This window comes from Microbacterium sp. FW305-3-2-15-F-LB2 (genome assembly GCF_058787255.1).
Genome location: NZ_JBYSZO010000001.1, coordinates 942,461 through 967,479, shown reverse-complemented (window position 1 = coordinate 967,479; position 25,019 = coordinate 942,461). Strand labels below are relative to the sequence as shown.

At 70.7% G+C, this 25,019-nt stretch carries 18 protein-coding genes and 1 pseudogene; 6 read left to right on the top strand and 13 right to left on the bottom strand.

Annotated elements, in window-relative coordinates:
- Window positions 1-90 precede the first annotated feature (90 nt).
- Window positions 91-1,413, top strand: coding sequence for a bifunctional o-acetylhomoserine/o-acetylserine sulfhydrylase (locus tag AC3WLZ_RS04580; RefSeq protein ID WP_412923908.1), 1,323 nt, complete (start codon window positions 91-93; stop codon window positions 1,411-1,413).
- Window positions 1,414-1,543: 130 nt separating this feature from the next.
- Here the strand turns inward: AC3WLZ_RS04580 and AC3WLZ_RS04575 are convergent, their stop codons facing one another.
- Window positions 1,544-2,242 carry an SDR family NAD(P)-dependent oxidoreductase gene (locus AC3WLZ_RS04575; protein ID WP_492469234.1) on the bottom strand — a complete coding sequence of 233 codons (699 nt, stop codon included), beginning with the start codon at window positions 2,240-2,242 and terminating at the stop codon, window positions 1,544-1,546.
- A gap of 96 nt (window positions 2,243-2,338) precedes the next feature.
- On the opposite strand from AC3WLZ_RS04575, the gene metX reads away from it, so the two are divergent.
- Window positions 2,339-3,544, top strand: coding sequence for a homoserine O-acetyltransferase MetX (gene metX / locus AC3WLZ_RS04570; protein ID WP_412923906.1), 1,206 nt, complete (start codon window positions 2,339-2,341; stop codon window positions 3,542-3,544).
- Between the two features lie 23 nt (window positions 3,545-3,567).
- On the opposite strand, the gene AC3WLZ_RS04565 is transcribed toward metX, so the two are convergent.
- The 4 genes from AC3WLZ_RS04565 to AC3WLZ_RS04550 all read right to left on the bottom strand — a co-directional run bounded on the left by AC3WLZ_RS04565 (window position 3,568) and on the right by AC3WLZ_RS04550 (window position 7,528).
- Window positions 3,568-4,848 (bottom strand): MFS transporter, encoded by a 1,281-nt coding sequence (locus AC3WLZ_RS04565; RefSeq protein ID WP_492469233.1) that lies wholly within the window; start codon window positions 4,846-4,848, stop codon window positions 3,568-3,570.
- A gap of 76 nt (window positions 4,849-4,924) precedes the next feature.
- Window positions 4,925-5,248 carry a thiamine-binding protein gene (locus AC3WLZ_RS04560; protein ID WP_492469232.1) on the bottom strand — a complete coding sequence of 108 codons (324 nt, stop codon included), beginning with the start codon at window positions 5,246-5,248 and terminating at the stop codon, window positions 4,925-4,927.
- A gap of 9 nt (window positions 5,249-5,257) precedes the next feature.
- Entirely contained in the window at window positions 5,258-6,562 is a 1,305-nt protein-coding gene (locus tag AC3WLZ_RS04555) for a hypothetical protein (protein WP_492469231.1), read from the bottom strand.
- Window positions 6,563-6,676: 114 nt separating this feature from the next.
- Window positions 6,677-7,528 (bottom strand): ADP-dependent NAD(P)H-hydrate dehydratase, encoded by an 852-nt coding sequence (locus AC3WLZ_RS04550; RefSeq protein ID WP_492469230.1) that lies wholly within the window; start codon window positions 7,526-7,528, stop codon window positions 6,677-6,679.
- 29 nt (window positions 7,529-7,557) lie between these two features.
- Here AC3WLZ_RS04550 and AC3WLZ_RS04545 point away from each other — a divergent pair.
- Window positions 7,558-8,615: pseudogene (locus AC3WLZ_RS04545) on the top strand (NADH:flavin oxidoreductase/NADH oxidase).
- A gap of 49 nt (window positions 8,616-8,664) precedes the next feature.
- Here the strand turns inward: AC3WLZ_RS04545 and AC3WLZ_RS04540 are convergent.
- Entirely contained in the window at window positions 8,665-9,726 is a 1,062-nt protein-coding gene (locus AC3WLZ_RS04540) for a hemolysin family protein (RefSeq protein WP_492469229.1), read from the bottom strand.
- Entirely contained in the window at window positions 9,723-11,066 is a 1,344-nt protein-coding gene (locus AC3WLZ_RS04535) for a hemolysin family protein (RefSeq protein WP_492470942.1), read from the bottom strand. The genes AC3WLZ_RS04540 and AC3WLZ_RS04535 overlap by 4 nt, the downstream gene beginning before the upstream one ends.
- A gap of 150 nt (window positions 11,067-11,216) precedes the next feature.
- Between AC3WLZ_RS04535 and AC3WLZ_RS04530 the strand changes: the two genes are divergently transcribed.
- Window positions 11,217-12,191, top strand: a complete 975-nt coding sequence (locus AC3WLZ_RS04530) for a glycoside hydrolase family 76 protein (RefSeq protein ID WP_492469228.1) — start codon at window positions 11,217-11,219, stop codon at window positions 12,189-12,191.
- Here the strand turns inward: AC3WLZ_RS04530 and guaB1 are convergent.
- Window positions 12,181-13,635, bottom strand: coding sequence for a GMP reductase (guaB1, locus tag AC3WLZ_RS04525; RefSeq protein ID WP_492469227.1), 1,455 nt, complete (start codon window positions 13,633-13,635; stop codon window positions 12,181-12,183). The two genes, AC3WLZ_RS04530 and guaB1, sit on opposite strands and share 11 nt — an antisense overlap.
- A 139-nt stretch (window positions 13,636-13,774) precedes the next feature.
- On the opposite strand from guaB1, the gene AC3WLZ_RS04520 reads away from it, so the two are divergent.
- Window positions 13,775-17,467 carry a multifunctional oxoglutarate decarboxylase/oxoglutarate dehydrogenase thiamine pyrophosphate-binding subunit/dihydrolipoyllysine-residue succinyltransferase subunit gene (locus AC3WLZ_RS04520; RefSeq protein WP_492469226.1) on the top strand — a complete coding sequence of 1,231 codons (3,693 nt, stop codon included), beginning with the start codon at window positions 13,775-13,777 and terminating at the stop codon, window positions 17,465-17,467.
- Between the two features lie 61 nt (window positions 17,468-17,528).
- Here AC3WLZ_RS04520 and AC3WLZ_RS04515 read toward each other — a convergent pair whose 3' ends face one another.
- From AC3WLZ_RS04515 to AC3WLZ_RS04495, 5 genes are read right to left on the bottom strand one after another with little or no spacing between them, the layout of a single operon-like run.
- Complete coding sequence (locus AC3WLZ_RS04515; RefSeq protein ID WP_492469225.1) at window positions 17,529-18,833, bottom strand: alpha/beta hydrolase; 1,305 nt, start codon at window positions 18,831-18,833, stop codon at window positions 17,529-17,531.
- Window positions 18,830-21,355, bottom strand: a complete 2,526-nt coding sequence (locus tag AC3WLZ_RS04510) for a phosphatidylglycerol lysyltransferase domain-containing protein (RefSeq protein ID WP_412923895.1) — start codon at window positions 21,353-21,355, stop codon at window positions 18,830-18,832. The genes AC3WLZ_RS04515 and AC3WLZ_RS04510 overlap by 4 nt, the downstream gene beginning before the upstream one ends.
- Before the next feature lie 37 nt (window positions 21,356-21,392).
- Window positions 21,393-22,691, bottom strand: a complete 1,299-nt coding sequence (locus AC3WLZ_RS04505) for a GNAT family N-acetyltransferase (RefSeq protein WP_492469223.1) — start codon at window positions 22,689-22,691, stop codon at window positions 21,393-21,395.
- Between the two features lie 48 nt (window positions 22,692-22,739).
- Window positions 22,740-22,982 carry a zf-HC2 domain-containing protein gene (locus AC3WLZ_RS04500; RefSeq protein ID WP_412923893.1) on the bottom strand — a complete coding sequence of 81 codons (243 nt, stop codon included), beginning with the start codon at window positions 22,980-22,982 and terminating at the stop codon, window positions 22,740-22,742.
- Window positions 22,979-23,641: a sigma-70 family RNA polymerase sigma factor gene (locus AC3WLZ_RS04495; protein ID WP_492469222.1), complete on the bottom strand. Its 663-nt coding sequence runs from the start codon at window positions 23,639-23,641 to the stop codon at window positions 22,979-22,981. The genes AC3WLZ_RS04500 and AC3WLZ_RS04495 overlap by 4 nt, the downstream gene beginning before the upstream one ends.
- Window positions 23,642-23,673: 32 nt before the next feature.
- Between AC3WLZ_RS04495 and aroA the strand changes: the two genes are divergently transcribed.
- The gene (gene aroA / locus AC3WLZ_RS04490) at window positions 23,674-25,017 is read left to right on the top strand and encodes a 3-phosphoshikimate 1-carboxyvinyltransferase (RefSeq protein ID WP_492469221.1); all 1,344 of its coding nucleotides are present in this window, start codon (window positions 23,674-23,676) and stop codon (window positions 25,015-25,017) included.
- Window positions 25,018-25,019 lie beyond the last annotated feature (2 nt).

Genomic DNA, 25,019 nt, shown 5'->3' with positions numbered 1-25,019 from the left:
TCCCTGTTGTCGGTGTCGTCGGCTCTCTCTACGCTCGCAGCAGGCCGTGGCATCCGTCATCGGCCGCCGAGATTTTCCGAAGGAGAAGCCGTGTCCGCACCCGAGAACTGGCGTTTCGAGACCAAGCAGATCCACACCGGCGCCCAGCCCGACCCGGTCACCAAGGCCCGCGCCACCCCGATCTACCAGACCACGTCGTACGTGTTCGATAACGCCGATCACGCCGCCAACCTGTTCGCACTGGCAGAGTTCGGCAACATCTACACCCGCATCCAGAACCCCACGCAGGACGTCGTCGAGCAGCGCATCGCCGCGCTGGAGGGGGGCACCGGCGCCCTCCTGGTCGCGAGCGGCCAGGCGGCCGAGACGTTCGCGGTCCTCAACATCGCTCAGGCGGGCGACCACATCGTCTCGTCCAGCTCGATCTACGGCGGCACGTACAACCTGTTCAAGTACACCCTCGCCAAGCTCGGCATCGAGACGACCTTCGTCGAGAACCAGGACGACCCCGAGGCCTGGCGCGCAGCGGTGCGCCCCAACACGAAGCTCTTCTTCGCCGAGACCATCGGCAACCCGAAGATCAACGTGCTCGACATCCGCACGGTCGCCGACGTCGCCCACGAGAACGGCGTGCCGCTGATCGTCGACAACACGATCGCGACGCCGTACCTCATCCGTCCCTTCGAGCACGGTGCCGACATCGTCATCCATTCGGCGACGAAGTTCATCGGCGGCCACGGCACGACCATCGGCGGCGTCATCGTCGACGGCGGAAAGTTCGCGTGGTCGGAGAACGTCGAGAAGTTCCCCGGCCTCACCGAGCCCGACCCGTCCTACCACGGCGCGAGCTACACCACCGCGGTCGGCGACGGCCTCGCCTACATCATCAAGGCCCGCGTGCAGCTGCTGCGCGACCTCGGTGCCGCGATCTCGCCGAACAGCGCGTGGCTGCTCATCCAGGGTCTCGAGACGCTGTCGCTGCGCATCGAGCGCCACGTGCAGAACGCGCAGGAGATCGCCGAGTGGCTCGAGGCGCACGACGACGTCGCGAGCGTGAACTACTCCGGTCTGCCGACGTCGCCCTGGTACGCCGCCGCCAACAACTACGCGCCCAAGGGCGTCGGCGCGGTGCTGTCGTTCGAGCTGAAGGGCGGCGTGGAAGCCGGACGCGAGTTCGTCAACTCGCTGACCCTCTTCAGCCACCTCGCCAACATCGGCGACGTGCGCTCGCTCGTCATCCACCCCGCCTCGACGACCCACTCGCAGCTGACTCCCGAGCAGCAGCTCACCTCGGGTGTCACCCCGGGTCTCGTGCGCCTGTCGGTGGGTCTGGAGAACATCGCCGACCTGAAGGCCGACCTCGACCAGGCCCTCGCCGCCGCTCGCCGGCTGTCGGAGGCCGCGCGCGCCTGACCCGCACCGGCGCCGCGGGAGGAGATTCGGCGACGGGAGGACGACACCGTCCTACGGCATCCTCCCTCCCCCGAATCTCCTCCCTTCACCACGAACCGCGCCCCGCCCCGCGGGTCACGCGACGTCGAGGTCACATCCGCTGCCGCGGGCGGAGGCTGCCGAGGCCGCCGTCGACGCCCAGCACCTGACCGGTGATCCAGGCGTTGGCCGGGTCGAGGAGGAACTCGACGGCGCGGGCGACATCATCGGGCTCGCCCAGGCGCCCGAGCGGATGCATCGCCTCCGACACCTTGCGCGACGTGTCGCTGCCGGTGAGCCCCGCGGTCAGTCGCGTCTGCACGAGCCCCGGCGCGACGGCGTTGATGCGCAAGCCGTGCGAGGCGTAGCTGGCCGCGGCAGAGAGGGTCAGCCCGATCACCCCGGCCTTCGCTGCCGCGATCGCGTCATGGTTCGACAGTCCCGCCAGCGCCGCCGCCGACGAGGTCAGCACCACGGAACCCCCACCGCGCAGGTGTTTGCCCGCCGCCCGCACCGCCGCGAACGCGGTCGTGAGCGAGGCCGCGACGATGCCGTCGTACTGTTCGCGCGAGGTGAGGTGCGCGGGCTTGAGCAGCATCGAACCCGCGAACACCGCGATGCCGTCGAGCTCCCCCGCCTCGGCCACGACCCGGTCGACGGCGTCGAAGTCGGTGGCATCCAGGATGACGTCGGGCTCGATCACCGAGCGATCCCGCGCCGTCGTGACCACCCGGTGGCCCGCGTCGCGCAGGTGACGAGCCGTCGCCGCGCCGATGTCGCTCGAGGCCGCGATGAGGAGGAATGTCGCCATGCCCCCGATCATGCCCACGCCGCGCTCGGCGGACGGGGGCTGGACAAGCGCGTAACAGTCGTCTCACCGGCGACGCGACCCGGGAGAATGGATGCCATGGACTGGCAGATCTCCGAAGACACGGTGCCCTCGGCGCCGATCACGGAGGCCGACGCGCGGTCCCTCCTGGGCCGCCCCCCGGCGACGGGGGCGTGGCGCGACGGAGACCCGGTCGGCGACCGGCGCTTCGCGACGTTCGGGGAGTTCCGCACCGAGAACGGCGAGCGTCTCCCCGGCTTCCGCCTCGCGTACGAGACTTGGGGCGAGCTGTCCCCCGCTCGCGACAACGCCGTCCTGGTCCTTCACGCGCTGACCGGCGACAGCCACGTGCGCGGATCCGCCGGCCCCGGCCACCCCACCGCCGGCTGGTGGGGCGACCTCGTCGGGCCCGGCGCCGCGATCGACACCGACCGCTGGTTCGTGATCGCCCCGAACATGCTGGGCGGATGCCAGGGCTCGACGGGACCGGCGAGCATCGCACCGGACGGCTACGAGTGGGCGGCGCGCTTCCCGTACCTCACGATCCGCGATCAGGTGGGCGCCCAGGCGCACCTGGCCGACGCGCTCGGCATCGAGCGCTGGGCGGCCGTCATCGGCGGATCGATGGGCGGCATGCACGCGCTGGAATGGGCGGTCGGACACCCCGACCGTGTCGAGCGGGCAGCGATCCTGTCGTCGCCGCCGATCACCACCGCCGACCAGATCGCGCTGAACACCGTGCAGGCCGACACGATCCGGATGGACCCCCGCTTCGCGGGCGGTGCCTTCTACGACGCGGGGGACGGCGACGGACCGCACCGTGGGCTCGCGCTCGCCCGCCGAATGGCTCTGCTGAACTACCGCAGCCCCACCGAGCTCAACCAGCGGTTCCAGCGGTCGTGGCAGTCGGGGGTGAGCCCGCTCGGGCACGGTGGACGCTTCGCGGTGGAGTCGTACCTCGACTTCCACGGCAACAAGTTCACGCGGCGCTTCGACGCCAACAGCTACCTCACCCTCGTCGAGGCCATGAACTCCCACGACGTGGGCCGCGACCGCGACGGGGTCGAGGACGCGCTGCGTCGTGTCACGGCCACGACCCTGGTCCTGGGAGTCGACACCGACCGGCTGTTCCCGGTGGACGGGCAGCACCGCATCGCCCGCGGCATCCGGAACACCCTCGACGGCGACCAGGCGGTGGTGCTCACGAGCGACTTCGGCCACGACGGGTTCCTCATCGAGACCGCCGCCGTCGACCACCACCTTCGGCGGCTCTTCACCGCCTGATCCGCGGTGCCGCGGCCGCGGGCTCAGCCCTGCGTCGGGATCGAGCCCGTGATGGCCGTCGTCGCGGCCTCCGACGCCGGCACACGGTGCGCCGGATGGCGGCCGCTGCGGTCTTCCACGCGGTACGAGATGAGGGCGACGACGAGGCCGGCCAGCGCCAGCACCGCGCCCACCCACGCGGGCGCGACGAGTCCGAAGCCGGCGGCGATCACCAGGCCGCCGAGGAACGCCCCGAGGCTGTTGCCGATGTTGAGGGACGAATGGTTGAGCGCGGCCGCGATCGACTGGTTGTCCTCCGCGACGTCCATGAGCCGCGTCTGGATCGCGGGGCTCAGCGCCGACCCGCAGAACGCGACGAGGAACGCGAACGCCACGAGGCTCACGATCCACCCGGCGGTCAGGGCCAGCCCGATGGAGGTCACGGAGAGGGAGACGAGCCCGACCCGCAGCCAGAAGCGCAGGTCTTTGTCGGCCAGACTGCCGCCGATCACGTTGCCGACCGTCATCCCCAAGCCGACGATCACGAGGACCAGCGACACGACCCATTCGGGTTGCCCGGCGACGTCGGTGACCATGGGGGCGATGTAGCTGTACATCGCGAAGAATCCACCGAACCCGATCGCCCCGATCCCGAGCGCGAACCAGACTTGCCCGAGGCGGAAGACGCGCAGCTCGTCGCGAAGTCGACGGCCCGGCATCCCGGGGTGGGCGGGCACGAACAGCGCGATGCTGAGCGTCGCGAGCAGGAAGATGCCGGCGACCACCGCGAACGCGGCGCGCCAGCCGACCTGCTGCCCCAGGAGTGTGCCCAGGGGTACGCCCACGACGTTGGCGATGGTGAGCCCCGTGAGGACGAACGCGACACCCTTCGCGCGATTGCCGGGGCCCAGCGCATCGGCGGCGACGAGCGCGCCGATGCCGAAGTAGGCGCCGTGCGGTAGACCGGCCAGGAACCGGGATGCCGCGACCAGCTCGAACGTCGGAGCGATCACGGTCAGCAGCGTGAAGAAGGCGAGAGCGGCGGCGAGCACGATCATCACCCGGTGCCGCGGGAACCGCGCGACCGACCCCGCGATCGTGGGGGCACCGACGACCACGCCGAGCGCGTACAGCGACACGAGCCAGCCCGCTTGGGCGATGGCGTCGTCGGGCGATGCGGCCCAGGCGGAGGGAAGGAGATCGCGTGCGATGTTGGGCAGGAGGCCCATGACGACGAACTCCGTCATGCCGATGCCGAAACTGCCGATGGCGAGAGAAAGGAGCGCCCGCGTCGCCGCGCCCTTCGAGGTTGTCGAAGAGGTCACTCCGCGATGCTAGTCGCGCGGAACCGCGCCTGTCGAATCGTTTCGGGACCGAGCGTGTCGCCGGACGGCGTCGCGCTCAGGACGCGTCGTCGATCGCCCGTTCCAGGCGCTCGATCTTGCCGTCGATCTCGCCGGTCCGACCGGGGCGGATGTCGGCCTTCAACACCAGGGAGACGCGGGAGCCATACGGCAGAACGGCATCCGTCGCCCGCTTCACGACGTCGAACACCTCGTCCCACTCCCCCTCGATCTCGGTGAACATCGAGGTCGTCCGATGCGGCAGACCTGACGCACGCACGACGGACACGGCCGCCGCGACGGCATCGTGGACGGATCCGTCGGCGTTCTCCGCCGAGGCGGTACCGACTCCGGAGGGGGCGACAGAGAACGCGACGAGCATGGTTCGAGGCTACTTCGCCGCGACCCGCGCCGGAACCGAACGGCGCCCGATGACCCACTCGCGCAGATCCTTCGGTCGCGCGACGCGCTCGGTGGGAGCGCGGAAGACACGAACGATGGCCCACACCATGAGCACGACGCCCAGAAGGTTCCGGATCTCCAGCAGGAACACCGGGAAGGGGGCGGGATGGGTCGCCATGAGCCCGTCGTAGACGAGCGGGTACACCCACTGCGTCACGCCCGCGATCGCGAGGGTGAGGGCGGCGAACCCGTACCAGCGACGCCGGTCGAGCATCAGGCCGAGGACCACCGGCGGGAACAGCCACACGTAGTACTGCGGGGAGCCGACCTTGTTGAGCGCGATGAACGCGGTCACGAGAGCGAGCGAGAGCGGCGGGAAGAGGCTCAGGAAGGTGGCTCCACGCCACATCTTGCGGGCCCCGACGACGAGGACCGCGAGCATGACGAGCAGCATGATCGGCGTCATCGCGGCGATGACGACGTCGGCGCCGGGGCCGGTGACCTGGAACGTGAGGACGGTCCCGTCGTAGTACACCTCGGACCCGGGGACGTAGAACGACGCCAGGAACATGTACAGCCCGCCGACCGGGGCTTCCATCTGGATGCCGCGCGAGGTCTGATCGCCCACGAAGCCGAAGACGTAGGGCGCGCCGCCGAGGGCCACGACGGGGATGATCGTCGCGAGAGATACCGCCACCGCGCCCCAGACGAGGGCGAGGCGACGACGGATCGCCACGAATCCGGCCGCGAGGATCGCCGCGGGCCACACCTTCATCCAGACCGCGATCGACAACAGGACGGATGCCACGAACGGCCGGCGCACCAGCCAGATACCGCCGAGGATCGCGAACGGGACGGTGATGCCGTCGATCCGGTAGATGCCGACGGGACCGATGAGCAGGATCGCGGCGAGCCAGAACGAGGCGGCGATCACGCGACCGCGCGACCGGGCCGAACCGACCAGCACGACGAAGGCGATGAGGTTCGCGAGCGACACCGTGAACGCCCACGCCGGGGTGTACGAGATGGCCCAGGCGAAGAGCCACGCGAACGTCATCGGCAGGAAGGCGAGCTGAGGGTAGATCCACTTCTCGGTGATGCCGGGCCACTCCCACGCGACCGAGCGGGTGCACGAGGTGACGTCGACGCTGCCGAAGAGGGCGCAGCGCGACCACGGTTCGTACACCAGATACACGTCGCCCATGGGTTCGTTGGGCTGCTGAAAGCCCAGAATCCCCACCGTGACGTGGACGGCGACGAACGCCAGCAACAGAATGACGACACGCCTCACCACCGGATCATCCTAAGCGGGCGATTTCGCGCGACCCTGACCGGTGGATGCCGTCGACCGCGCGTGCCCGCGGCCCGCCGGGCGTGCGGGACGGCATTCGTTATGCGATCGAGTCCGTCAGTGCGCGCCGAGGAGACCCGCGACGACCCGAGGAACCGCCTCCGCGACGTCGAGCGCCGTGATCGGGCCGCCTCCCGCGCCGTATCGGTCCGCCGCAGCCGTCCCGGCGGTGCCGTGCACCCACGCGGCGGTCGCCGCGCACGCCGCGAGGTCGTCGAGCGAGGCGCGACCCTCCGCCGCTGCGCCCGCCACGACCGCGCCGAGGACGCCACCCAGCACATCCCCGGTCCCGGCCGTCGCCAGCCACCGCGTTCCCGTTACGACGCGGCGCACCCATCCCCCGGGCGCCGCGACGATCGTCACCGCGCCCTTCGACAGCACGACGCCGCCGAGGGCCTCCGCCGTCTCGGTCGCCACCCGCTCGCGGGCCTCGTCCCCGGTTCCGGACCCGGAATCCAGCCCCAACGCCTCGCGAAGCCGAGCCAGCTCACGCGCGTGCGGGGTCACGATCACCGGTGCCGAGGCGGCCGGCACGAGGTCCAGCGCGCCCGCGTCCGCGACGACGGCCACGTCACCCGAAAGGATGCCGCGCAGCGCCGCGGTCTCCGCGGCGTCGCGCTCGGTGGCATCCGTGCCCGATCCGATGACCCACGCCTGCACGCGCCCGTCCGCCGTGACGGTCTCCGGACGCCGCTGCAGGATGAGGTCCTGCGCTCGCTCCGGCCCGACGTAGCGCACCATCCCGGTGCCGGTGCGCCAGGCCGCCTCGACACCCAGCACCGCCGCACCCGGGTACCGCGCGGATCCGGTGCGCATGCCTACGACCCCGCGGGAATACTTGTCGTCGGCGTCGGTTGGCCTTCGAAGTGTGCGGGCCGCATCGTGCCCCGTCCAATCCCTCGCCGTCATGGCGTCACCCTAGAACGAGAGAGGCCGACGTGAGCACCCTCTTCACTCCCCTGACGATCCGCGGTATCGAGATGCGCAATCGGCTGTGGGTCTCGCCGATGTGCCAGTACAGCGCCGTCAACGCCTCCCGAACGACTGGCACCACGTGCACCTCGCCCAGTTCGCCGCCGGGGGCGCCGGCCTCGTGATCGCCGAGGCCACGGCTGTCTCGCCCGAGGGACGCATCTCGCCCGACGACGTAGGCCTGTGGAACGACGCCCAGGCGGAGGCGTGGACGCCGATCGTCGCCGCGATCCGCGCTCGGGGTGCGGTCCCGGGGGTGCAGCTCGGCCACGCGGGCCGCAAGGCCTCCACCACCTCGCCCCTCACCGGCGGCCGAGGATCCGTCGCGCCCGAGGACGGCGGGTGGACGACCGTCGCGCCGTCCGCCCTCGCCTACCCCGGCTTCGCGGAGCCGCGCGAGCTCGACGCCGCGGGCATCGAGAAAGTCGTGAGCGATTTCGCGGATGCCGCCCGCCGCGCCGTCGCGGCCGGCTTCGAGGTGCTCGAGGTGCACGCCGCCCACGGCTACCTGCTGCACCAGTTCCTCTCGCCCCTCAGCAACCTTCGCGAGGACGAGTACGGCGGGTCGTTCGACGGACGCGTCCGTCTGCTCGAACGCGTCACCGCGGCGGTGCGCGATGCCGCGCCGGACGCCGTGCTCTTCGTCCGCTTCTCCGGGACGGATGCCGCCGAGAGCGGGTGGGACATCGACGACACCGTCCGCGCGGCGGAGCGCGTCGCCGCCGTGGGAGCCGACCTCATCGATGTCTCCAGCGGCGGACTGGTGCCGCACCAGAACATTCACCCCGGTCCCGGCTACCAAGTCCCCCTGGCCGAAACCGTCCGTCGCGAGACCGGGCTCCTCGTCGGGGCGGTCGGCATGATCGACGACGCCCGACAGGCGGAGTCGATCGTCGCCGACGGCCGCGCCGACGCCGTACTCTCCGCGCGCGAGTGGCTCCGCGACCCGCACTACGCGCTGCGCGCGGCGGCCGAGCTCGGTGCCGATCTCCCCGCGCCCGCGCAGTACCTGCGCGCCTACTGACTCACGACGGCGTCGAGGGGTCCGACCCGGGACCCCTCGACGGTGTGCGTCAGACGAACCGGCGGCGGGCGGTGGCATCCTGCACCTCGCCCACGAGCTCCTCGATCACGTCCTCGAGGAAGAGCACCGCGCGCACCTGGCCGGCGTCGTCACGCACCTGCGCGAGGTGACGGCCCGATCGGCGCATGAGGGCGAGAGCGTCCTCGAGGTCGGTCGACTCGCGCACCGAGACCATGTGGTGGATGCGCTTGGCCGGGATGGGCCGCGCCATGCGGGCCTCGTCGTCGGGCCCCTCGGCAACACGGAGCACGTCCTTGAGATGCACGTACCCCGTCGGGTGCCCGTGCCCGTCGACGATCACGTACCGCGAGTAGCCGTGCTGGGCCACGGCCCGTTCGATGTCGGCCGGCGTCGTCTCTTCGGGGAGGGTCACGAGGTCGGCCATCGGCACCGCGATGTCGGATGCCTTCTTCTCGGTGAACTCCACCACCGCGGTCACGGTGCCCGCGGCGTCGTCGAGGACGCCCTCACGGCGCGACTGGTTCACGATCGTGGCGACCTCGTCGAGCGTGTAGGTCGAGGTCGCTTCGTCCTTCGGCTCGACCCGGAACAGACGCACGATGTGATTGGCGGTCCAGTTCAGCGCGACGATGATCGGATAGAACGCCTTCGACACCGCCACGAGGGGCGGGGCGAGCATCAGGACGGCGCGATCGGGCAGCGAGAACGCCAGGTTCTTCGGCACCATCTCTCCGAACACGACGTGCAGGTACGACACCAGCAGAAGCGCCACGACGAAGCCCACGACGTCCACGGCCGTCTCGGAGAGCCCGGTGAGCCCCAGCGGTTCGGCGATCAGATGGTGGATCGCGGGCTCGGAGACGTTCAGGATCAGCAGCGAGCAGATGGTGATGCCCAGCTGACAGGTCGCGAGCATGAGCGTGGCGTGCTCCATCGCGTAGAGCGCGGTCTTGGCCGACCGCGAGCCGCGCTCGGCGAGCGGCTCCACCTGTGAACGGCGGGCGGAGATGACGGCGAACTCCGATCCCACGAAGAAGGCGTTGGCGGCCAGCAGCACCACCAGCCAGGCGATTCCGGCCCAGTCGCTCATCGCTGGTTACCCCCCTTCGCGGCACGCACGAGGTCGTCGACATTCTCCTCGGAGGGCGCCGGCGTGAACTGCACACGGTCCACGCGCCGACCGTCCATGCGATGGATGGTGAGGATGCCGTCCTCGATCGCCACGGTGTCTCCGACCTTCGGGATGCGTTCGAGTTCGGCCATGAGGAATCCGCCGACGGTGTCGTAGACCTCGCCCTCGGGCACGCGCACCCCGGCGCGGTCGAGGAGTTCGTCGGGACGCAGGTCGCCGGGGAAGGTGAGGGATGCCGCGGTGCGCACGACGCCCGCACGCGAACGGTCGTGCTCGTCGAGCACCTCGCCGACGATCTCCTCGACGAGGTCTTCCAGCGTCACGACCCCGGCGGTGCCGCCGTACTCGTCGACGACGATGGCCATCTGGTACCCGCGGGAGCGCAGCTCCGACACGAGCGTGTCGAGGTGCACGGTCTCGGGCACGCGGAGCGGCTCGGTGGCGAGGGCGGCGACGGGGACGTCGGCGCGACGGTCGCGGGGCACGCCCACGGCGGCCTTGAGATGCACGACGCCGACGATGTCGTCCATCGAGTCCTCGTAGACGGGGAAGCGGCTGTGCCCGGTGCGCCGCGCCAGCTGGATGACGGCGTCGACCGGTTCTCCGGCGGCGAGCGCGTGCACGCTCGGGCGGGGCGTCATGACGTCGGCGGCGCTCAGCCGGGCGAAGGTGAGGCTGCGGTCCAGGAGAGAGGCGGTGTCCTGCTCGAGCATGCCGGCGCTCGCGGAGCGTTTCACCAGGCTCGAGAGCTCCTCCGCGGTGCGCGCGCCCGAGAGCTCCTCCTTGGGCTCCACTCCGACGGCGCGCAGCACGCCGTTGGCGCTGCCGTTGAGCACCGCGACGGCCGGACGGAACACCATCGTGAAGGCCACCTGGAAGGGCATGACGAGCTTGGCGGCCTGACGCGGGACGGCGAGCGCGAAGTTCTTCGGGACGAGCTCGCCGAGGATCATCGACAGCACGGTGGCGATGCCGATACCGAGCACCGCCGAGACCGGGACGACGACCGCCTCCGGAATCGACCACGACAGGAAGACGGGGCGGAGGAGGTTCGAGATCGCCGGCTCCATCGTGTAACCGGTGAGGAGAGTCGTCAGCGTGATGCCCAGCTGCGCGCTGGAGAGGTGCGTCGACGTGATGCGCAGCGCATCGATCGTGAGGGAGAGTCGACTCTCACCCGCGTCGCGTCGCGCCTCCAGGTCGGCGCGATCCAGGTTCACCAGGGCGAATTCGCTCGCGACGAAGAGGCCCGTTCCCACCGTAAGCAGCAGCCCCACGCCCAACATGACGTAATCCATCACGCGTCACCCCCGCTCGCAGCGGGAGTGGGTCGTCGGGGCTCGGGTCTACAACTGGGAGGGTCGTCCATCGTGCCCCCGATTCTAGGGCCTCTCGCGCGGGCGGGCACGGGGCGGGTGGCATCCGCATCGGCCCGACAGGATGGGGTGATGGATGCCACCCGCTCCCCCCAGCGGCGCGCCGCTCTCGCCGAGGAAGCGGTCGTCGCCGCCTACGTGCACCGCTACGGTCCGATCGCGTGGGCCCACGGCGCGCTCGCGGGAGAGGGCGCACGCACGTGGCACTACTGGTGGCACGCCCATCTCATCCACGGGCTCGCCGAAGCGGAGCGCCACCGCCCCGCGGCGAAGCGGCGCCGACTGATCAGCGCCCTGTTGCGCGGCGTGACCGTGCGTACCGCGGGAACGTGGATCACGCCGTTCTACGACGACATCGCGTGGATGGGTCTGGCCCTGGCCGAGGCGCGGCCCCGCGGCCACGCCCGCGCGCGCATCGCGCGAGTGCTGGAGCGGGCGATCGATCCCGCGGTCGGAGCCCTGCCCTGGCGCACGGGGAGCGTGCTGTACAACGCCCCCGCGAACGGTCCGGCCGCGATGGTCCTCGCCCCCAGCCGCTACGGCCGCCGCGCCGCCGAGCTGAGCGCGTGGGTCGCCGCGACCCTCGACGATCCGGGAACCGGACTCGTGCGCGATGGGATCGAACACGGCGTCGTCCGCCCCGATCTGTGGACCTACAACCAGGGCGTCGCGATCGGAGCCGCGATCGCCGTGGGCGACCGGCGACGCGCCGCCGCCGTCGTCCGGGCGGTCGAGCGCTGGTGCGCCGCCGACGACGGACTGTTCCCCGCGGCCGGGGGCGGGGACGGCGGTCTCTTCGCCGGCATCCTGGCCCGATACCTCGCGGTCGCGGCCACCGGCCTCGACCCGGAGGATGCCGACCGTGCGCGCCGGCTCGTGCACCGAAACGCCGAGGCCCTGTGGGCGAACCGCGCGGACGGGCTGTTCCCGGCGGATCCGCGGCGGCCCGCGGTCCGATCCGGCGAAGACCTCGACCTCTCGGTTCAGCTGGGCGCCTGGATCACACTGGAGGCCGACGTCACGGCCTCGGGAGAGCTCACCAGCTGACAGGCAGCGCCTTGCCCTCTTCGTAGCCCGCCGCGGACTGCAGCCCCACGCGGGCGCGCTCGTGGAACTGTGCCACTGTCGCCGCTCCCGCGTACGTGAACGAGGACCGCACGCCCGAGGTGATCATGTCGAGCAGGTCCTCCACCCCGGGGCGCTGGGGATCGAGGTAGATGCGAGACGACGAGATGCCCTCGGCGAAGAGCTCCTTGCGGGCACGCTCGAAGGCATCCAGTGCCTGGAAACGCCCCTGCACGGCCTTGGTCGAGGCCATGCCCCACGACTCCTTGTAGATGCGGCCGTCCTCGTCGGTTCGCAGTCGACCCGGCGACTCGATGGTCCCCGCGAACCACGACCCGATCATCACCGACGCGGCGCCCGCGGCGAGCGCGAGGGCGACGTCGCGCGGGTAGCGGACGCCACCGTCGGCCCACACGTGGGCCCCCGCGGCGCGGGCGGCCTCCGCCGTCTCGAGCACCGCCGAGAACTGGGGCCGTCCGACGGCCGTCATCATGCGCGTGGTGCACATCGCCCCGGGGCCGACGCCCACCTTGAGGATCGAGGCGCCCGCGGCCGTGAGGTCGCGCACCCCGTCGGCGGTGACGATGTTCCCGGCGGCGATCGGGATGCCGAGGTCCAGCGCCGCGACGTCGCGCAGCGCCCGCAGCATCTGTTCCTGGTGCCCGTGGGCGGTGTCGACGACGAGCACGTCGACACCGGCGGCGGCGAGCGCGCGGGCCTTCCCGGCGACGTCGCCGTTGATCCCGACGGCGGCGGCGACGATGAGACGCCCGTCCGCGTCGACGCCGGGGCGGTAGACCGAGTCGCGCAGAGCGCTGCGCGCGGAGAGCGTGCCGACGATGCGGTCGCCGTCGACCACCGCGACGATGTCGGCCGCTCCCACGAGCGCGAAGACCTCGTGCGGGTCGCCGATCCGGTCGACCTCGACCGGCGACGCGTCCGTGCGGGCGATGTCGCCGAGAGTGGCATCCGGCAGCGCCGTGGCCAGACGCGGGGCCGGGACGATTCCCCGGTAGCCGTCGAGGGGGACGGTGCCGTCCTCGCGCTGCTCGGCGACGACGATCCCCCGCCCGGGAACGGCGGGGAGCACGAGGCGCGCCTCGGCCACCGTGGCCGAGGGCGGCAGGACCAGGGCGGCGTCCCACGCGACCGGCTGCGCCTTGACCCATTTCACGGCCTCGACCAGGCGCGGCAGGGCCAGGTCCTGCGGCAGCACGCCGAGACCTCCCCGGCGCGCGAGCGTCGCGGCCAGGCGCGGGCCGGTGACCGAGTTCATGTTGGCCGAGACCAGCGGCAGGGTGGCCCCGCTCCCGTCACCGGGAGCCAGGTCGACGCTCAGACGACTGCCCACCTCCGAATGACGGGGAACCAGGAAGACGTCCGAGTAGGTCAGATCGACGTCGGGCTGTGCACCGGAGAACTCCATGTGATCCACCTCATCACATCCGATCATGGGGAGACCCCGGGATGAGCCGGTATTCCTCGGCTAGGCTGGAACGAGTGCGCAACGAAGATCACTGCGTGCATCCACACGAATCTTCATCGAGGAAAGCAGGCGATCGACTGTGTCGAGCCAGGTGACGGGCGTCGGTACTTCGAGCGAGGGCGAGTTCGGCGCGAACGAGTGGCTCGTGGACGAGCTCTACGAACAGTTCAAAGTCGACAAGCACTCCGTAGACAAGGCCTGGTGGCCCATCCTGGAGGCGTACCACCCGGTCGTCGACGGATCCGCCCCGGCCGCTTCGCCGCCACCGGCCCCGGCGAAGGCGGCACCGTCGGAGCCCAAGCCCGTGACCGCACCGATCCCGGTGGTCGGCCAGGCGCCCGTGGCACGCACGACGGCCAAGCCCGCCGCGCCGCAGCCGATTCCCGCGCAGGCCCCGAACGCCGTTCCCTCGGCCGGCGGCGACAGCACCGAAGAAGACCGGGTCACCGTCCTCAAGGGCATGCCGAAGGCGCTCGCGAGCAACATGGACGACTCGCTCACGGTGCCCACCGCCACGAGCGTGCGCACGATCCCCGCGAAGCTGATGATCGACAACCGCATCGTCATCAACAACCACATGGCCCGCACCCGCGGCGGCAAGGTGAGCTTCACGCACCTCATCGGGTGGGCGCTCATCCAGGCCCTCAAAGAGTTCCCGAGCCAGAACGTCTACTACGCCGAGATCGACGGCAAGCCCTCGGTCGTGGCGCCCGCGCACATCAACCTCGGCATCGCCATCGACATGCCCAAGCCCGACGGCTCGCGCGCGCTCCTGGTCCCCAGCATCAAGCGCGCCGACACGCTGTCTTTCGGCGAGTTCCTCGCCTCCTACGAAGACCTGGTCCGCCGTGCACGGTCGAACAAGCTCACGCCGGGCGACTTCCAGGGCACCACGATCTCGCTCACGAACCCAGGCGGCATCGGCACGGTGCACTCGGTCCCCCGTCTCATGCGCGGCCAGGGTGCGATCATCGGCGCCGGCGCGCTGGAGTACCCCGCCGAGTTCCAGGGCGCCAGCGAGAAGACGCTCAACGAGCTGGCGATCGGCAAGACGATCACCCTCACCAGCACCTACGACCACCGGGTCATCCAGGGCGCCGGGTCCGGCGAGTTCCTGAAGAAGGTGCACGAACTGCTCATCGGGCAGCGCGGCTTCTACGACGACATCTTCGCGGCGCTGCGCATCCCCTACGCGCCGATCCACTGGGCGGCCGACATCAGCGTCGACCTCTCGGAGCGCATCGACAAGAGCGCCCGCGTGCAGGAGCTCATCAACTCGTACCGCGTGCGCGGCCACCTCATGGCCGACATCGACCCGCTCGAGTACGTCCAGCGCACCCACCCCGACCTCGAGATCGAGTCCCACGGGCTCACCTTCTGGGACCTCGACCGCGAGTTCGTCACCGGCGGTCTCGGGGCGAAGCGCGTCGCCAAGCTCCGCGACATCCTCGGCGTGCTGCGCGACTCCTACTGCCGCACCATGGGCGTGGAGTACATGCACATCCAGGACCCCGGGCAGCGCCAGTGGTTCCAGCGCAACATCGAGGTCAAGTACACCAAGCCCGGCCACGATGAGCAGCTGCGCATCCTGTCGAAGCTGAACCAGGCCGAGGCGTTCGAGACGTTCCTGCAGACGAAGTACGTCGGTCAGAAGCGCTTCAGCCTCGAGGGCGGCGAGTCCCTCATCCCGCTGCTCGACCAGATCCTCCAGGGCGCGGCATCCGCGGGCCTCGACGGTGCCGCGATCGGCATGGCCCACCGCGGCCGCCTCAACGTGCTCACGAACATCGCCGGCAAGACCTACGGCCAGGTGTTCCGCGAGTTCGAGGGCGCCGTCGCCGTGGGCAGCAAGCGCGGCTCGGGTGACGTGAAGTACCACCTCGGCACCGAGGGCACCTTCGTGGGCGACTCCGGCGACGAACTGCCCGTCTACCTCGCGGCGAACCCCTCGCACCTCGAAACCGTCGACGGCGTGCTCGAGGGCATCGTCCGCGCCAAGCAGGACCGCAAGCCCATCGGGACGTTCTCGTGGCTGCCGATCCTCGTCCACGGCGATGCGGCCTTCGCGGGCCAGGGCGTGGTCGTCGAGACGCTGCAGATGTCGCAGCTGCGCGGCTACCGCACCGGGGGCACGATCCACGTCGTCGTGAACAACCAGGTCGGATTCACCACCACGCCGACCGATGCCCGCACCTCGGTGTACGCCACCGACGTCGCCAAGACGATCCAGGCTCCGATCCTGCACGTCAACGGCGACGACCCCGAGGCCGTCGTCCGCGCGGCCGATCTGGCGTTCCTCTATCGCGAGGAGTTCCACCGCGACATCGTCATCGATCTCGTCTGCTACCGCCGTCGCGGTCACAATGAGGGCGACGACCCCTCGATGACCCAGCCGCTGATGACCAACCTCATCGAGGCGAAGCGCTCGGTGCGGCGCCTCTACACCGAGTCGCTCGTCGGCCGCGGCGACATCACGGAAGACGAGTACGAGCAGGCCAAGCAGGACTTCCAGAACCGCCTCGAGGTCGCGTTCGCCGACACCCACGCGGCGGAGACCGGTTCCACCCCGATCGTCTCGACCGACGCGTCCGATGACGTGGTCGTCGGGGCCCCCGAGACCACCGGTGTCTCGCGCGAGGTCGTCCACCACATCGGCGATGCCTTCGTCAACAAGCCCGACGGCTTCACGGTGCACAACAAGCTGCAGCAGCTGCTCGAGAAGCGACTCGACATGAGCCGCAACGGCGGCATCGACTGGGCCTTCGGCGAACTCCTCGCCTTCGGCTCGGTGCTGATGGAGGGGACGCCGGTGCGTCTGGCCGGCCAGGACTCCCGTCGCGGCACGTTCGTGCAGCGCCATTCGGTTCTGCACGACCGCAACAACGGTCAGGAATGGCTGCCGCTGGCGAACCTCAGCGAGAACCAGGGCCGTTTCTGGGTCTACGACTCGCTGCTCAGCGAGTACGCCGCGATGGCGTTCGAGTACGGCTACTCGGTCGAGCGTGCCGACGCCCTCGTGCTGTGGGAAGCGCAGTTCGGCGACTTCGCGAACGGCGCGCAGTCCGTCATCGACGAGTTCATCTCCTCGGCCGACCAGAAGTGGGCGCAGCAGTCGAGCGTCGTGCTGCTCCTCCCCCACGGCTACGAGGGTCAGGGACCCGACCACTCGTCGGCTCGCATCGAGCGCTATCTGCAGATGTGCGCGCAGGACAACATGATCGTCGCGCGTCCGTCCACGCCGGCGTCGTACTTCCACCTGCTGCGCCGCCAGGCGTACCAGCGTCCGCGCCGCCCGCTCATCGTCTTCACCCCGAAGGCCATGCTGCGCCTGCGCGGTGCGACCAGCCCCGTCGAAGACTTCCTCGAGGGTCGCTTCGAGCCCGTGATCGACGACAACCGCGACCTCGACCGCGGCGCCGTCACCCGCGTGCTGCTTCACGCCGGAAAGATCCACTGGGACCTCCGTGCCGAGCTCGACAAGAACCCCAACCCGGAGATCGCGTTGGTCCGCCTCGAGCAGTACTACCCGGCCCCCGTCGAGGAGCTCAACCGCGTCCTCGAGACCTACCCGAACGCCGAGCTGGTGTGGGTCCAGGACGAGCCCGAGAACCAGGGAGCCTGGCCGTTCATCGCGCTCGAGGTCGCCGACCAGCTGGGTGGCCGCGGCATCCGCGTGATCTCCCGCGCCTCCGCGGCCTCCACCGCAACGGGCTCGCCGAAGGTCCACGCGAACGAGCACGCCGAGATCATGAAGGCGGCGCTCGCGCGCTGATCACCGAAACGACGAAGGGGCCCGGTCATCTCGACCGGGCCCCTTCGTCGTTCTCAGGAACTCAGGATGCCGGGGGCGCGAGGCCGAGCGTCGGGGCCAGCGCCGGGATCGCAAAAGCGAGACTCCCGTCGAGCGCCTCGCCGGTGTGTCCCGCTCCCTCGACGATGTACGTCAGCACGGTGAAGCCGGCCGCCTGGGCCGCCTGCGAGTTCGCAAGCTGCCCGGGGCCGTACGTGGTGTCGAGGCTGCCCCACGTGAAGACGGCCGTGTGCCCGGCGTAGGTACCCGCGGGAGCCGCGGCCATCACCACCGAGGGCTTGTTCGCTTGGAAGGCCGCCGCGTCACCGGAGTAGACGTCGGCCACCGTCTGATCCACGTGCTCGGAGCCTGGGAACTCGTTGCCCATGACGTCGAGCATCTGCCCCCACGTGTCGGGGTACTTCGAGCCGTACAACGCCGCACAGGAGCCGCCGTTCGAGAAGCCGCCGATCGTCCAGTAGCGGTGGTCCTTGACGATGTTCAGGTTCGCTTCGGCCCACTGCGGCACGAGCTGGTTGATGTAGGTCGAGACGGCACCGAACTTCGCCGAGTCCACGCACGCGGGGTCGAGGTCGGGAGCGGTGAGCTGATCAACGACGATCGCGATGGGCGCGAGCCCCTTGTTCTGCGCCGCGAAGGCGTCGAGCGCTTTCGCCAGGGGCAGCGGGTCGGGCGACCCCGGTTGGCCCATCATGAACACCAGCAGCGGCAGCGCCGGGGGGTTCGGCACGAGCGCTGCGGGCGGCAGGTAGAGGGAGGCGTCACGCGCGGCGTACTGGCCTGTCGGGATATGCGTCCCTCCGTTGAGCGCACTCACCGTTCCCTGGGTCGGCATCCCGGCCGGAGGCTGCCAGCTCTGGTAGAGGGTGGCGGGGTCGCTCTCGATCACGCCCCCGTTCGCGGGCAGGACCGCCGGGTCGAGTGCTTGGATGCCGAGGATCGCCGCGAGATTGTGCGTCACGCCGTACGACGTGTTGACCCCCAGGGCCGCCGCGGCGAGCGCGGAAACGACGGTGACGACGCCGACGAGACGGCGTCCCCATGGCCCACGGAAGATGCCGACGACACCGATGGCCGCCGCCGTGATTCCGCCCGCCGCCCACCACGCCGCTCCCGCGGGCAAGGGCCCCTGGAAGGTGCCGAGGGCCTCCAGCACGGCCGCCGCGATGTACATCGCCACGCCGGCGGCCAGCGCGATGACGAGCGTGCGGATGACACGGCGCGGCCGCCAGAGGATGACGAGCAGGACTCCGACCGCGGCGACGGCGACCGCGATCGCCAGCAGGGGGGAGGTGATGAGTTCCAGCGCGAGGATGTGACGGATCATCGACGGCCCTCCCAGGCGGTACGCGCCAGCGCGACGATCTCCCGACGCGAGGCGTCGGGCAGGTACGCACGGCCCACGGCCGCTCCGATGGCCGGAAGATGGAGCGGGTCACGGTAGGCCAGCGCGAGCTCGCGATACCGCGGCCGGAACTTGCCCTTGAAGCGGAACAGGGAGGCGAAACCGTACGCGGGCTCGAGCACCTCGGCCAACCAGCGCAGCAGCGCGCGCAGGGGGGCCTGATCGCCGTCCGCGGGCGCATCGGGCGCCTCGGCGAGCGGAGCGCCGGAGAGACTCAGCACGGCCGCCCCCTCCTCCTGCAGCTGCAACGCCGCTTTGGCGATGAGGAACTCCATCATGCCGTTGGGTCCGTCTGTGCGACGTCGCATGAAATCGAGCGTCCACCCGGTCACCGCTCCGTCCGTCCAGCTCGGCATCCAGCTCGTCACGGCCTCGATCTGCCCGTCCGGCCCGACCGCGAGGAGCAGCCGGACGTCGCGGTCGCGCAGCTCGTCGAGCGAGCCGAGCGTGAACCCCATCTCGGGCAGTGCGCGGTCGGCCACCCACTCCTCATCGATCGCGATGACCTGAGAGGACTGCGAGACCGTGAGTTCGTGCCAGCGCGTCCACACCGCCGTGTACCCCTCGCGCTCGGCTCGCGTCAACGGCTGCCGGACCTTCTGCCAGGCCTTGCCCGCGAAGGTCAGTCCCGGGAGGTCCATCACCGTCTCCACGCCCACCGGCACCCTTCGCCACCCGAGCCCCTCGAGGTCGGCGGCGGTGTCGTCGTGAACGCTGTAGAAGGCGGGGGTCCAGCCGTGCTCGACGCAGAAATCCGAGAAGGTCCGCAGGGTCTCCACCCTCCGACCGACCGGTGCGAGCGGGTCGGCGATGGCGAGGGCGACGTCGCCGACGAGGCGATACGCGACCGCGCACTCGCGGTCATCCGAGTACCAGTGCCGGTTGCCGGCCCATGTTCCGAGGAATCCGAGAGTGTCACTGCCCCGTTGGAGCAGCTCGCGGTAGAGCCGGGTGTCGCCGGGGTCGGGGCGCTGCACCCGGCGGAACAGCCACAGGACGGCGGCGATCACGATCGCCCAGAACAGCACGCCCACCCACTGATAGGCGAACAGTGCGGGGCCGTGATGCGGGAAATTCGCGACGCCCGCGGGGTTGGTGTAGGCCGGCGGCAGGAAGCGTCGCAACGTGAGGAGGACGAGATCCACGACCGACGGATCGCGGTCGAAGGAACGGCGCCCGAGAGCCTCGATGGCGAAGAACGTCGTCGCGCACGCGACGAAGGCCACACCGATCACGACCGAGACGGTCCGCGCCGCACCGCGCGTCGCCCGGATGGGGAACCTCCGACGCTGGATGACGAGAACGCCGGCGAGGGTCAACGGGATGACCACGGTGGCCAGGGCCCACAGCACGTACTCCGCGCCGCTGCCGTCCACCCACGGGTCGATGCGCAACCGGCCGTCCACGAGTGAGACCACGGGGATGACGGCGGTGGCCACGAGGGTGAGGACGGCGAGGATGAGAGCCGCGCGTCGCCCCAGCCGGAGGCCCCAGGCGGCGACCAGGATGAGGACGAGCGGTGTGACGGCCAAGAGCGCGGGACCGAGCCCGCGTGTCATCAGCAGCGCCAGCTGCTCGTCGCACACGGACGAGGCCACCCGGTCGCAGCGCGCCAGCAGTTCGTCGTCGTACTGCGTATAGGCATCCACGACGAGCGAGAGAGGACCACGGCCGCCACCGCTGATGAGGGCGACGAGGGGTCCGCTGCCCACGACCGCGACGACCAGCGCGAGCAGCGTACGCGTCTCGCGCGTGGAGCTCCGGTGCCACGCCCGACGCTCCCGACCGCGCGCGAGGACCTCGCCCACGGCCAGGCCGAGGACGGCGGCGCTCAGGCGATACCAGGAGTCGGCATCCCCGGCGTAGAGGGCGAACAGGGCGAGCATCGCGAAGCCGACCAACCGGAGCCGGCGGCGCCACAGCGTCGGAGCGAAGGCCGCGGCGGCCATCACGACCCCCGCGATCGGTGTCGTCGGGTCGAGGACCGGCACCTCGGCGGCGATCACGGGCCGGAGATCGGTGAGGGCCCACGCGGCCGCGTGCAGGCCGATGCCCGTGAGGAGCCCGGCGAGGCCCAGCACGATCAGCAGACCAGCGGCACGAGCGGATCCCAGCAGTCTCTCGGCGTAGGCGAGCACCGTGACCGCCAGCGCCGCCGACACCAGCGCGTCGATCGTCGAGTCCGGGATCAGGAGGGCCGTCAGCAGCGTCCACCACCGCCCCGCGCCGAACGTCGCCAGGGGGCCGGCGCCCCAGATCGAGGCATCCTCACCCCAGAGCGTCCCGGTGAGAGCGGCGGCGGAGAGCATCAGGATGACGAACGCGAACGAGACGGGATGCGTCCTGACATACCTCCCTGCAGCCCGCAGGAAGGCCCTCGAGCGTCCGCGGGTACGCCAACCGCGCCGCGGGGCGGCGGCGGCGGTGTGGAGCGGCGCGGACATCGGCGGGATGTTACTCGGGGACTCTATGGGCAGGCGCTCAGTACCAGATGTCCAGAAGCGGCGTCGCCTCGGCCGCGAAGGCACCGTCGATCGCTCCCAGCTGGTGCGGCTCTCCTTCGACGAGCCCCGCCGTGGCGAGCTCGGTGGCACGCACGCCGCCCAGCAGGAGCGACGCGAGCGATCCGACGGGCATCCGCACATCGGGTTCGGCGTGGGCCCGCTCCACGGTCGCCTGGCCGGACGTATCGATGCGGACGCGCCACGCGCCGTCCGCGAACCCGAGCGGATCGCCCACCCCGATCACGAGGTCGAGCGGGCCGGCATAGGCGCGGGATGCCAGAGCACCCGGCACGTCGAGAACGCGCAGCCAGTGATGGTCGGTGAGCGTGGCCGTGACCGCCCGCCGATCGGAGACCATCCACTGCACCGGCGGTACCGCCGGCTGGAGTTCCGCCGTGACGCGGCCGACGAGGTCGTGCTCCAGAGCGAATCGCCACAGCGCGCCCAGCGCTTCATCGCCGTCCGCGAAGAGCGCGCGCACCTCCAGCTCGTGGGCGGTGAACTCCTCGCGCTCGGCGATCGTGTAGACGAGGATGCCGCGCTCGACGCCCCCCGGATCGGTGTAGGCCACGGCCCGGACCTTCTTGGCATCCGGCGCTTCGGGGGTCAGCCCGGCGATGCCGCGCCAGCGGCCCTCCCAGCCCGGGACGGCTCCGGGTCGACGAACGCGCAGACGCTCGTGGATGGCGGTCATCCGCGCGGGCAGGCTTTCGCGCGAGACGAAGTCGAGGCGACCGGGGGCGACCGGACCGGTCCAGCGGGCCCGGCGAGTGTCGACGGTGACGTTCGACGCCCACGCGGCGGGCGAGAATCCCCAGCGGCCGTAGATGGTCGCCTCGGTGACCGTGAGACCCGCCAGCGCGTACCCCGCGGCCGCCGCGGTGCGCAGCTCACCGGTGAGCAGCGCGGTGGCGATGCCGCGCCGACGGTGCGTCGGAGCCACCGTGACGGCGCTGATCGACCAGATCGGAACGGTCCGCCCGGGCGACACCGTCAGTTCGTTCACCCACGAATCCACCGTCGCGACGGGGGCATCGGGCTCGACCCCACGGCGGTCGAACACGCCCGTGAGACGCCGCCCGCGCAGGCCGTCGCGCGAACTCTCGATCTGTTCCGCCGTCGGTTCCTCACCGAGGAATCCGCGCGCGACCGACCTCAGGAAGGGCGCAAAAGCGTCGCCGTCACGGTCGACGAGTGCGTACTCGAGGCCGCGGTCGGCCAACGCCGCCGAGGATTCGGCATCCAGGGGAAGGGTCGAGGTCTGTGCGGTGGCCATGACCCCAGCCTACGGACGACCTGCCTCGCGGCGCGCGAGCCGCACGGGTCAGTGAGCGGCCTGCAGGGACCTCAGCCGCGCCAGCACCTGATCGCGGAGCTCGTCGGGAGCCGTCTCCTTGCATGCCCGAGCGACCACATCGGTGAGGGTGCGCGCCACCAGCGCCTCGCCCTGGCATTCGGGGCAATTTTCGAGGTGCTCGCGAATGTCGTTGTGCTCGGTCTTGCACACCTCGTTGCGGAGGTACTCCTCGAGGTCGCGCCGTGCCTTGTCGCAGCCGCAGTCGCTCATTTCTTCACTCCCGTCGCGGCCTGGATGCCGCGCTCCTTCGCATAGTCCGACAGCAGGTCACGCAGCAGCCGCCTGCCGCGGTGCAGGCGGCTCATGACCGTGCCGATCGGGGTCTTCATGATGTCGGCGATCTCCTGGTAGGCGAAGCCCTCGACGTCGGCGAGGTACACCGCCAACCGGAAATCTTCGGGGATCGACTGCAGGGCGTCCTTGACGATGGACGCAGGCATGTGATCGATCGCTTCGGCCTCGGCCGAGCGGGCGCTCGTGGCCGTGGTCGACTCGGCGCCACCGAGCTGCCAGTCCTCGAGGTCGTCGATGGCGCTCTGGTACGGCTCGCGCTGCTTCTTGCGGTACGTGTTGATGTACGTGTTCGTCAGGATGCGGTACAGCCACGCCTTGAGGTTGGTGCCCTGCGTGAAGGTCGACCACGAGCCGAAAGCCTTCACGAAGGTTTCCTGCACGAGGTCGGCGGCGTCGGCCGGGTTGCGCGTCATGCGCATCGCCGCCGCGTACAGCTGATCCACGAAGGGCAGAGCCTGCTCTTCGAACTGTGCGCGAGGCTCCGTCGCATCTGCCTTGTCGTCCATCAACGGCCAGTCTACGTCGGCCGGATGTTCGGCCCACCGAAGCACCGGGCGCTCGAGAAGTGCGGTCATGTGTCGTCCCCCTTTCAGTAGGCTAGGAACCGATGAGCGACCTCGGGTATTCCCCCCTTTCCCCGACCGCCGCGCCGCGCGGCGAATGGGCAGCACCCGTCGCGCTCGCGGCGGTGGATGCCACGGTCACCGTGCCCGGATCCAAATCGCTGACCAACCGCGAACTCGTGCTCGCGGCGCTCGCCGACGGACCGGGCGTGCTGCACGCCCCGCTTCACTCCGACGATTCCGCGCGCATGATCGACGCGCTGCGGGCTCTCGGTGCCGAGGTCGAGGAGATCGACGAGGGATCTCCGTTCGGCCCCGACCTGAGAGTCACCCCGCCGCCGGCCTTCCGCGCGGGGACGACGGTCGACTGCGGCCAGGCCGGAACGGTCATGCGCTTCGTCACGCCGATCGCCGGTCTCGCGCGCGGCGACGTCTACGTGACGGCGCACGCGAGCGCCCTGCACCGCCCGATGGGAGCGATGGTCTCGGCCCTGCGCGAGGTGGGCGTCGACATCGACGACGGCGGCAGCTGGACGCTCCCCTTCACCGTGCGCGGACACGGGCACGTGCGCGGCGGCGAGGTCGAGATCGACGCCAGCCAGTCGAGCCAGTTCGTTTCGGGTCTCCTGCTGGTCGCTCCCCGATTCGACGTGGGGTTGCACTTGCGTCACGTCGGGTCGCGGTTGCCGAGCATCCCGCACATCGACATGACCGTCGAGGCCCTCGCACACCGGGGCGTCCACGTCGAGCGCCCCGCGGTCGGCGAGTGGATCGTGCCCGCCGGGCCGATCAGGGCGAAAGACGTCGCGATCGAGCCCGACCTCTCCAACGCCGCGCCGTTCCTGGCCGCCGCGATGGTCACCGGCGGATCCGTGTCGGTGACCGGCTGGCCCGCGCACAGCACCCAGCCCGGAGCCCTGCTCCCCGAGATCCTCGGTGAGATGGGCGCCGAGGTGCACCGTCGGGGCGGCACGCTCACGGTCACGGCGGGTGAGGCCATCCTCGGCGCCGAGCTCGACCTCTCGGCCGCCGGAGAACTCGCGCCGACGATCTTCGGTCTCGCCGCGTTCGCGGACGGCCCGACGACCCTCCACGGGATCGGGCACATCCGCGGGCACGAGACCGACCGCATCGCCGCGCTCGTGGGCAACCTCCGCGGGCTCGGCGGCGAAGCGCACGAGCTCGACGACGGCATCCGCATCATTCCCTCTCCCCTGCGCGGCGGCGAGTGGAAGGCGCACCACGACCACCGCATGGCGACGACGGGCGCACTGATCGGTCTCCGCGTGCCGGGCATCGTCATCGACGACATCGGCACGACGGCGAAGACGCTCCCGCAGTTCGCGGCGCTCTGGCAGATGATGGTGGGCACGGATGCCACGGACTGACG

Excerpts from the sequence above, each read along its gene's own strand:
- AC3WLZ_RS04575 (WP_492469234.1), bottom strand. The coding sequence starts at position 2,242 with ATGGCGACATTCCTCCTCATCGCGGCCTCGAGCGACATCGGCGCGGCG.
- metX (WP_412923906.1), top strand. The coding sequence starts at position 2,339 with ATGGACTGGCAGATCTCCGAAGACACGGTGCCCTCGGCGCCGATCACG.
- AC3WLZ_RS04560 (WP_492469232.1), bottom strand. The coding sequence starts at position 5,248 with ATGCTCGTCGCGTTCTCTGTCGCCCCCTCCGGAGTCGGTACCGCCTCG.
- AC3WLZ_RS04550 (WP_492469230.1), bottom strand. The coding sequence starts at position 7,528 with ATGACGGCGAGGGATTGGACGGGGCACGATGCGGCCCGCACACTTCGA.
- AC3WLZ_RS04540 (WP_492469229.1), bottom strand. The coding sequence starts at position 9,726 with ATGAGCGACTGGGCCGGAATCGCCTGGCTGGTGGTGCTGCTGGCCGCC.
- AC3WLZ_RS04535 (WP_492470942.1), bottom strand. The coding sequence starts at position 11,066 with ATGGATTACGTCATGTTGGGCGTGGGGCTGCTGCTTACGGTGGGAACG.
- AC3WLZ_RS04530 (WP_492469228.1), top strand. The coding sequence starts at position 11,217 with ATGGATGCCACCCGCTCCCCCCAGCGGCGCGCCGCTCTCGCCGAGGAA.
- guaB1 (WP_492469227.1), bottom strand. The coding sequence starts at position 13,635 with ATGGAGTTCTCCGGTGCACAGCCCGACGTCGATCTGACCTACTCGGAC.
- AC3WLZ_RS04515 (WP_492469225.1), bottom strand. The coding sequence starts at position 18,833 with ATGATCCGTCACATCCTCGCGCTGGAACTCATCACCTCCCCCCTGCTG.
- AC3WLZ_RS04510 (WP_412923895.1), bottom strand. The coding sequence starts at position 21,355 with ATGTCCGCGCCGCTCCACACCGCCGCCGCCGCCCCGCGGCGCGGTTGG.
- AC3WLZ_RS04505 (WP_492469223.1), bottom strand. The coding sequence starts at position 22,691 with ATGGCCACCGCACAGACCTCGACCCTTCCCCTGGATGCCGAATCCTCG.
- AC3WLZ_RS04500 (WP_412923893.1), bottom strand. The coding sequence starts at position 22,982 with ATGAGCGACTGCGGCTGCGACAAGGCACGGCGCGACCTCGAGGAGTAC.
- AC3WLZ_RS04495 (WP_492469222.1), bottom strand. The coding sequence starts at position 23,641 with ATGACCGCACTTCTCGAGCGCCCGGTGCTTCGGTGGGCCGAACATCCG.
- aroA (WP_492469221.1), top strand. The coding sequence starts at position 23,674 with ATGAGCGACCTCGGGTATTCCCCCCTTTCCCCGACCGCCGCGCCGCGC.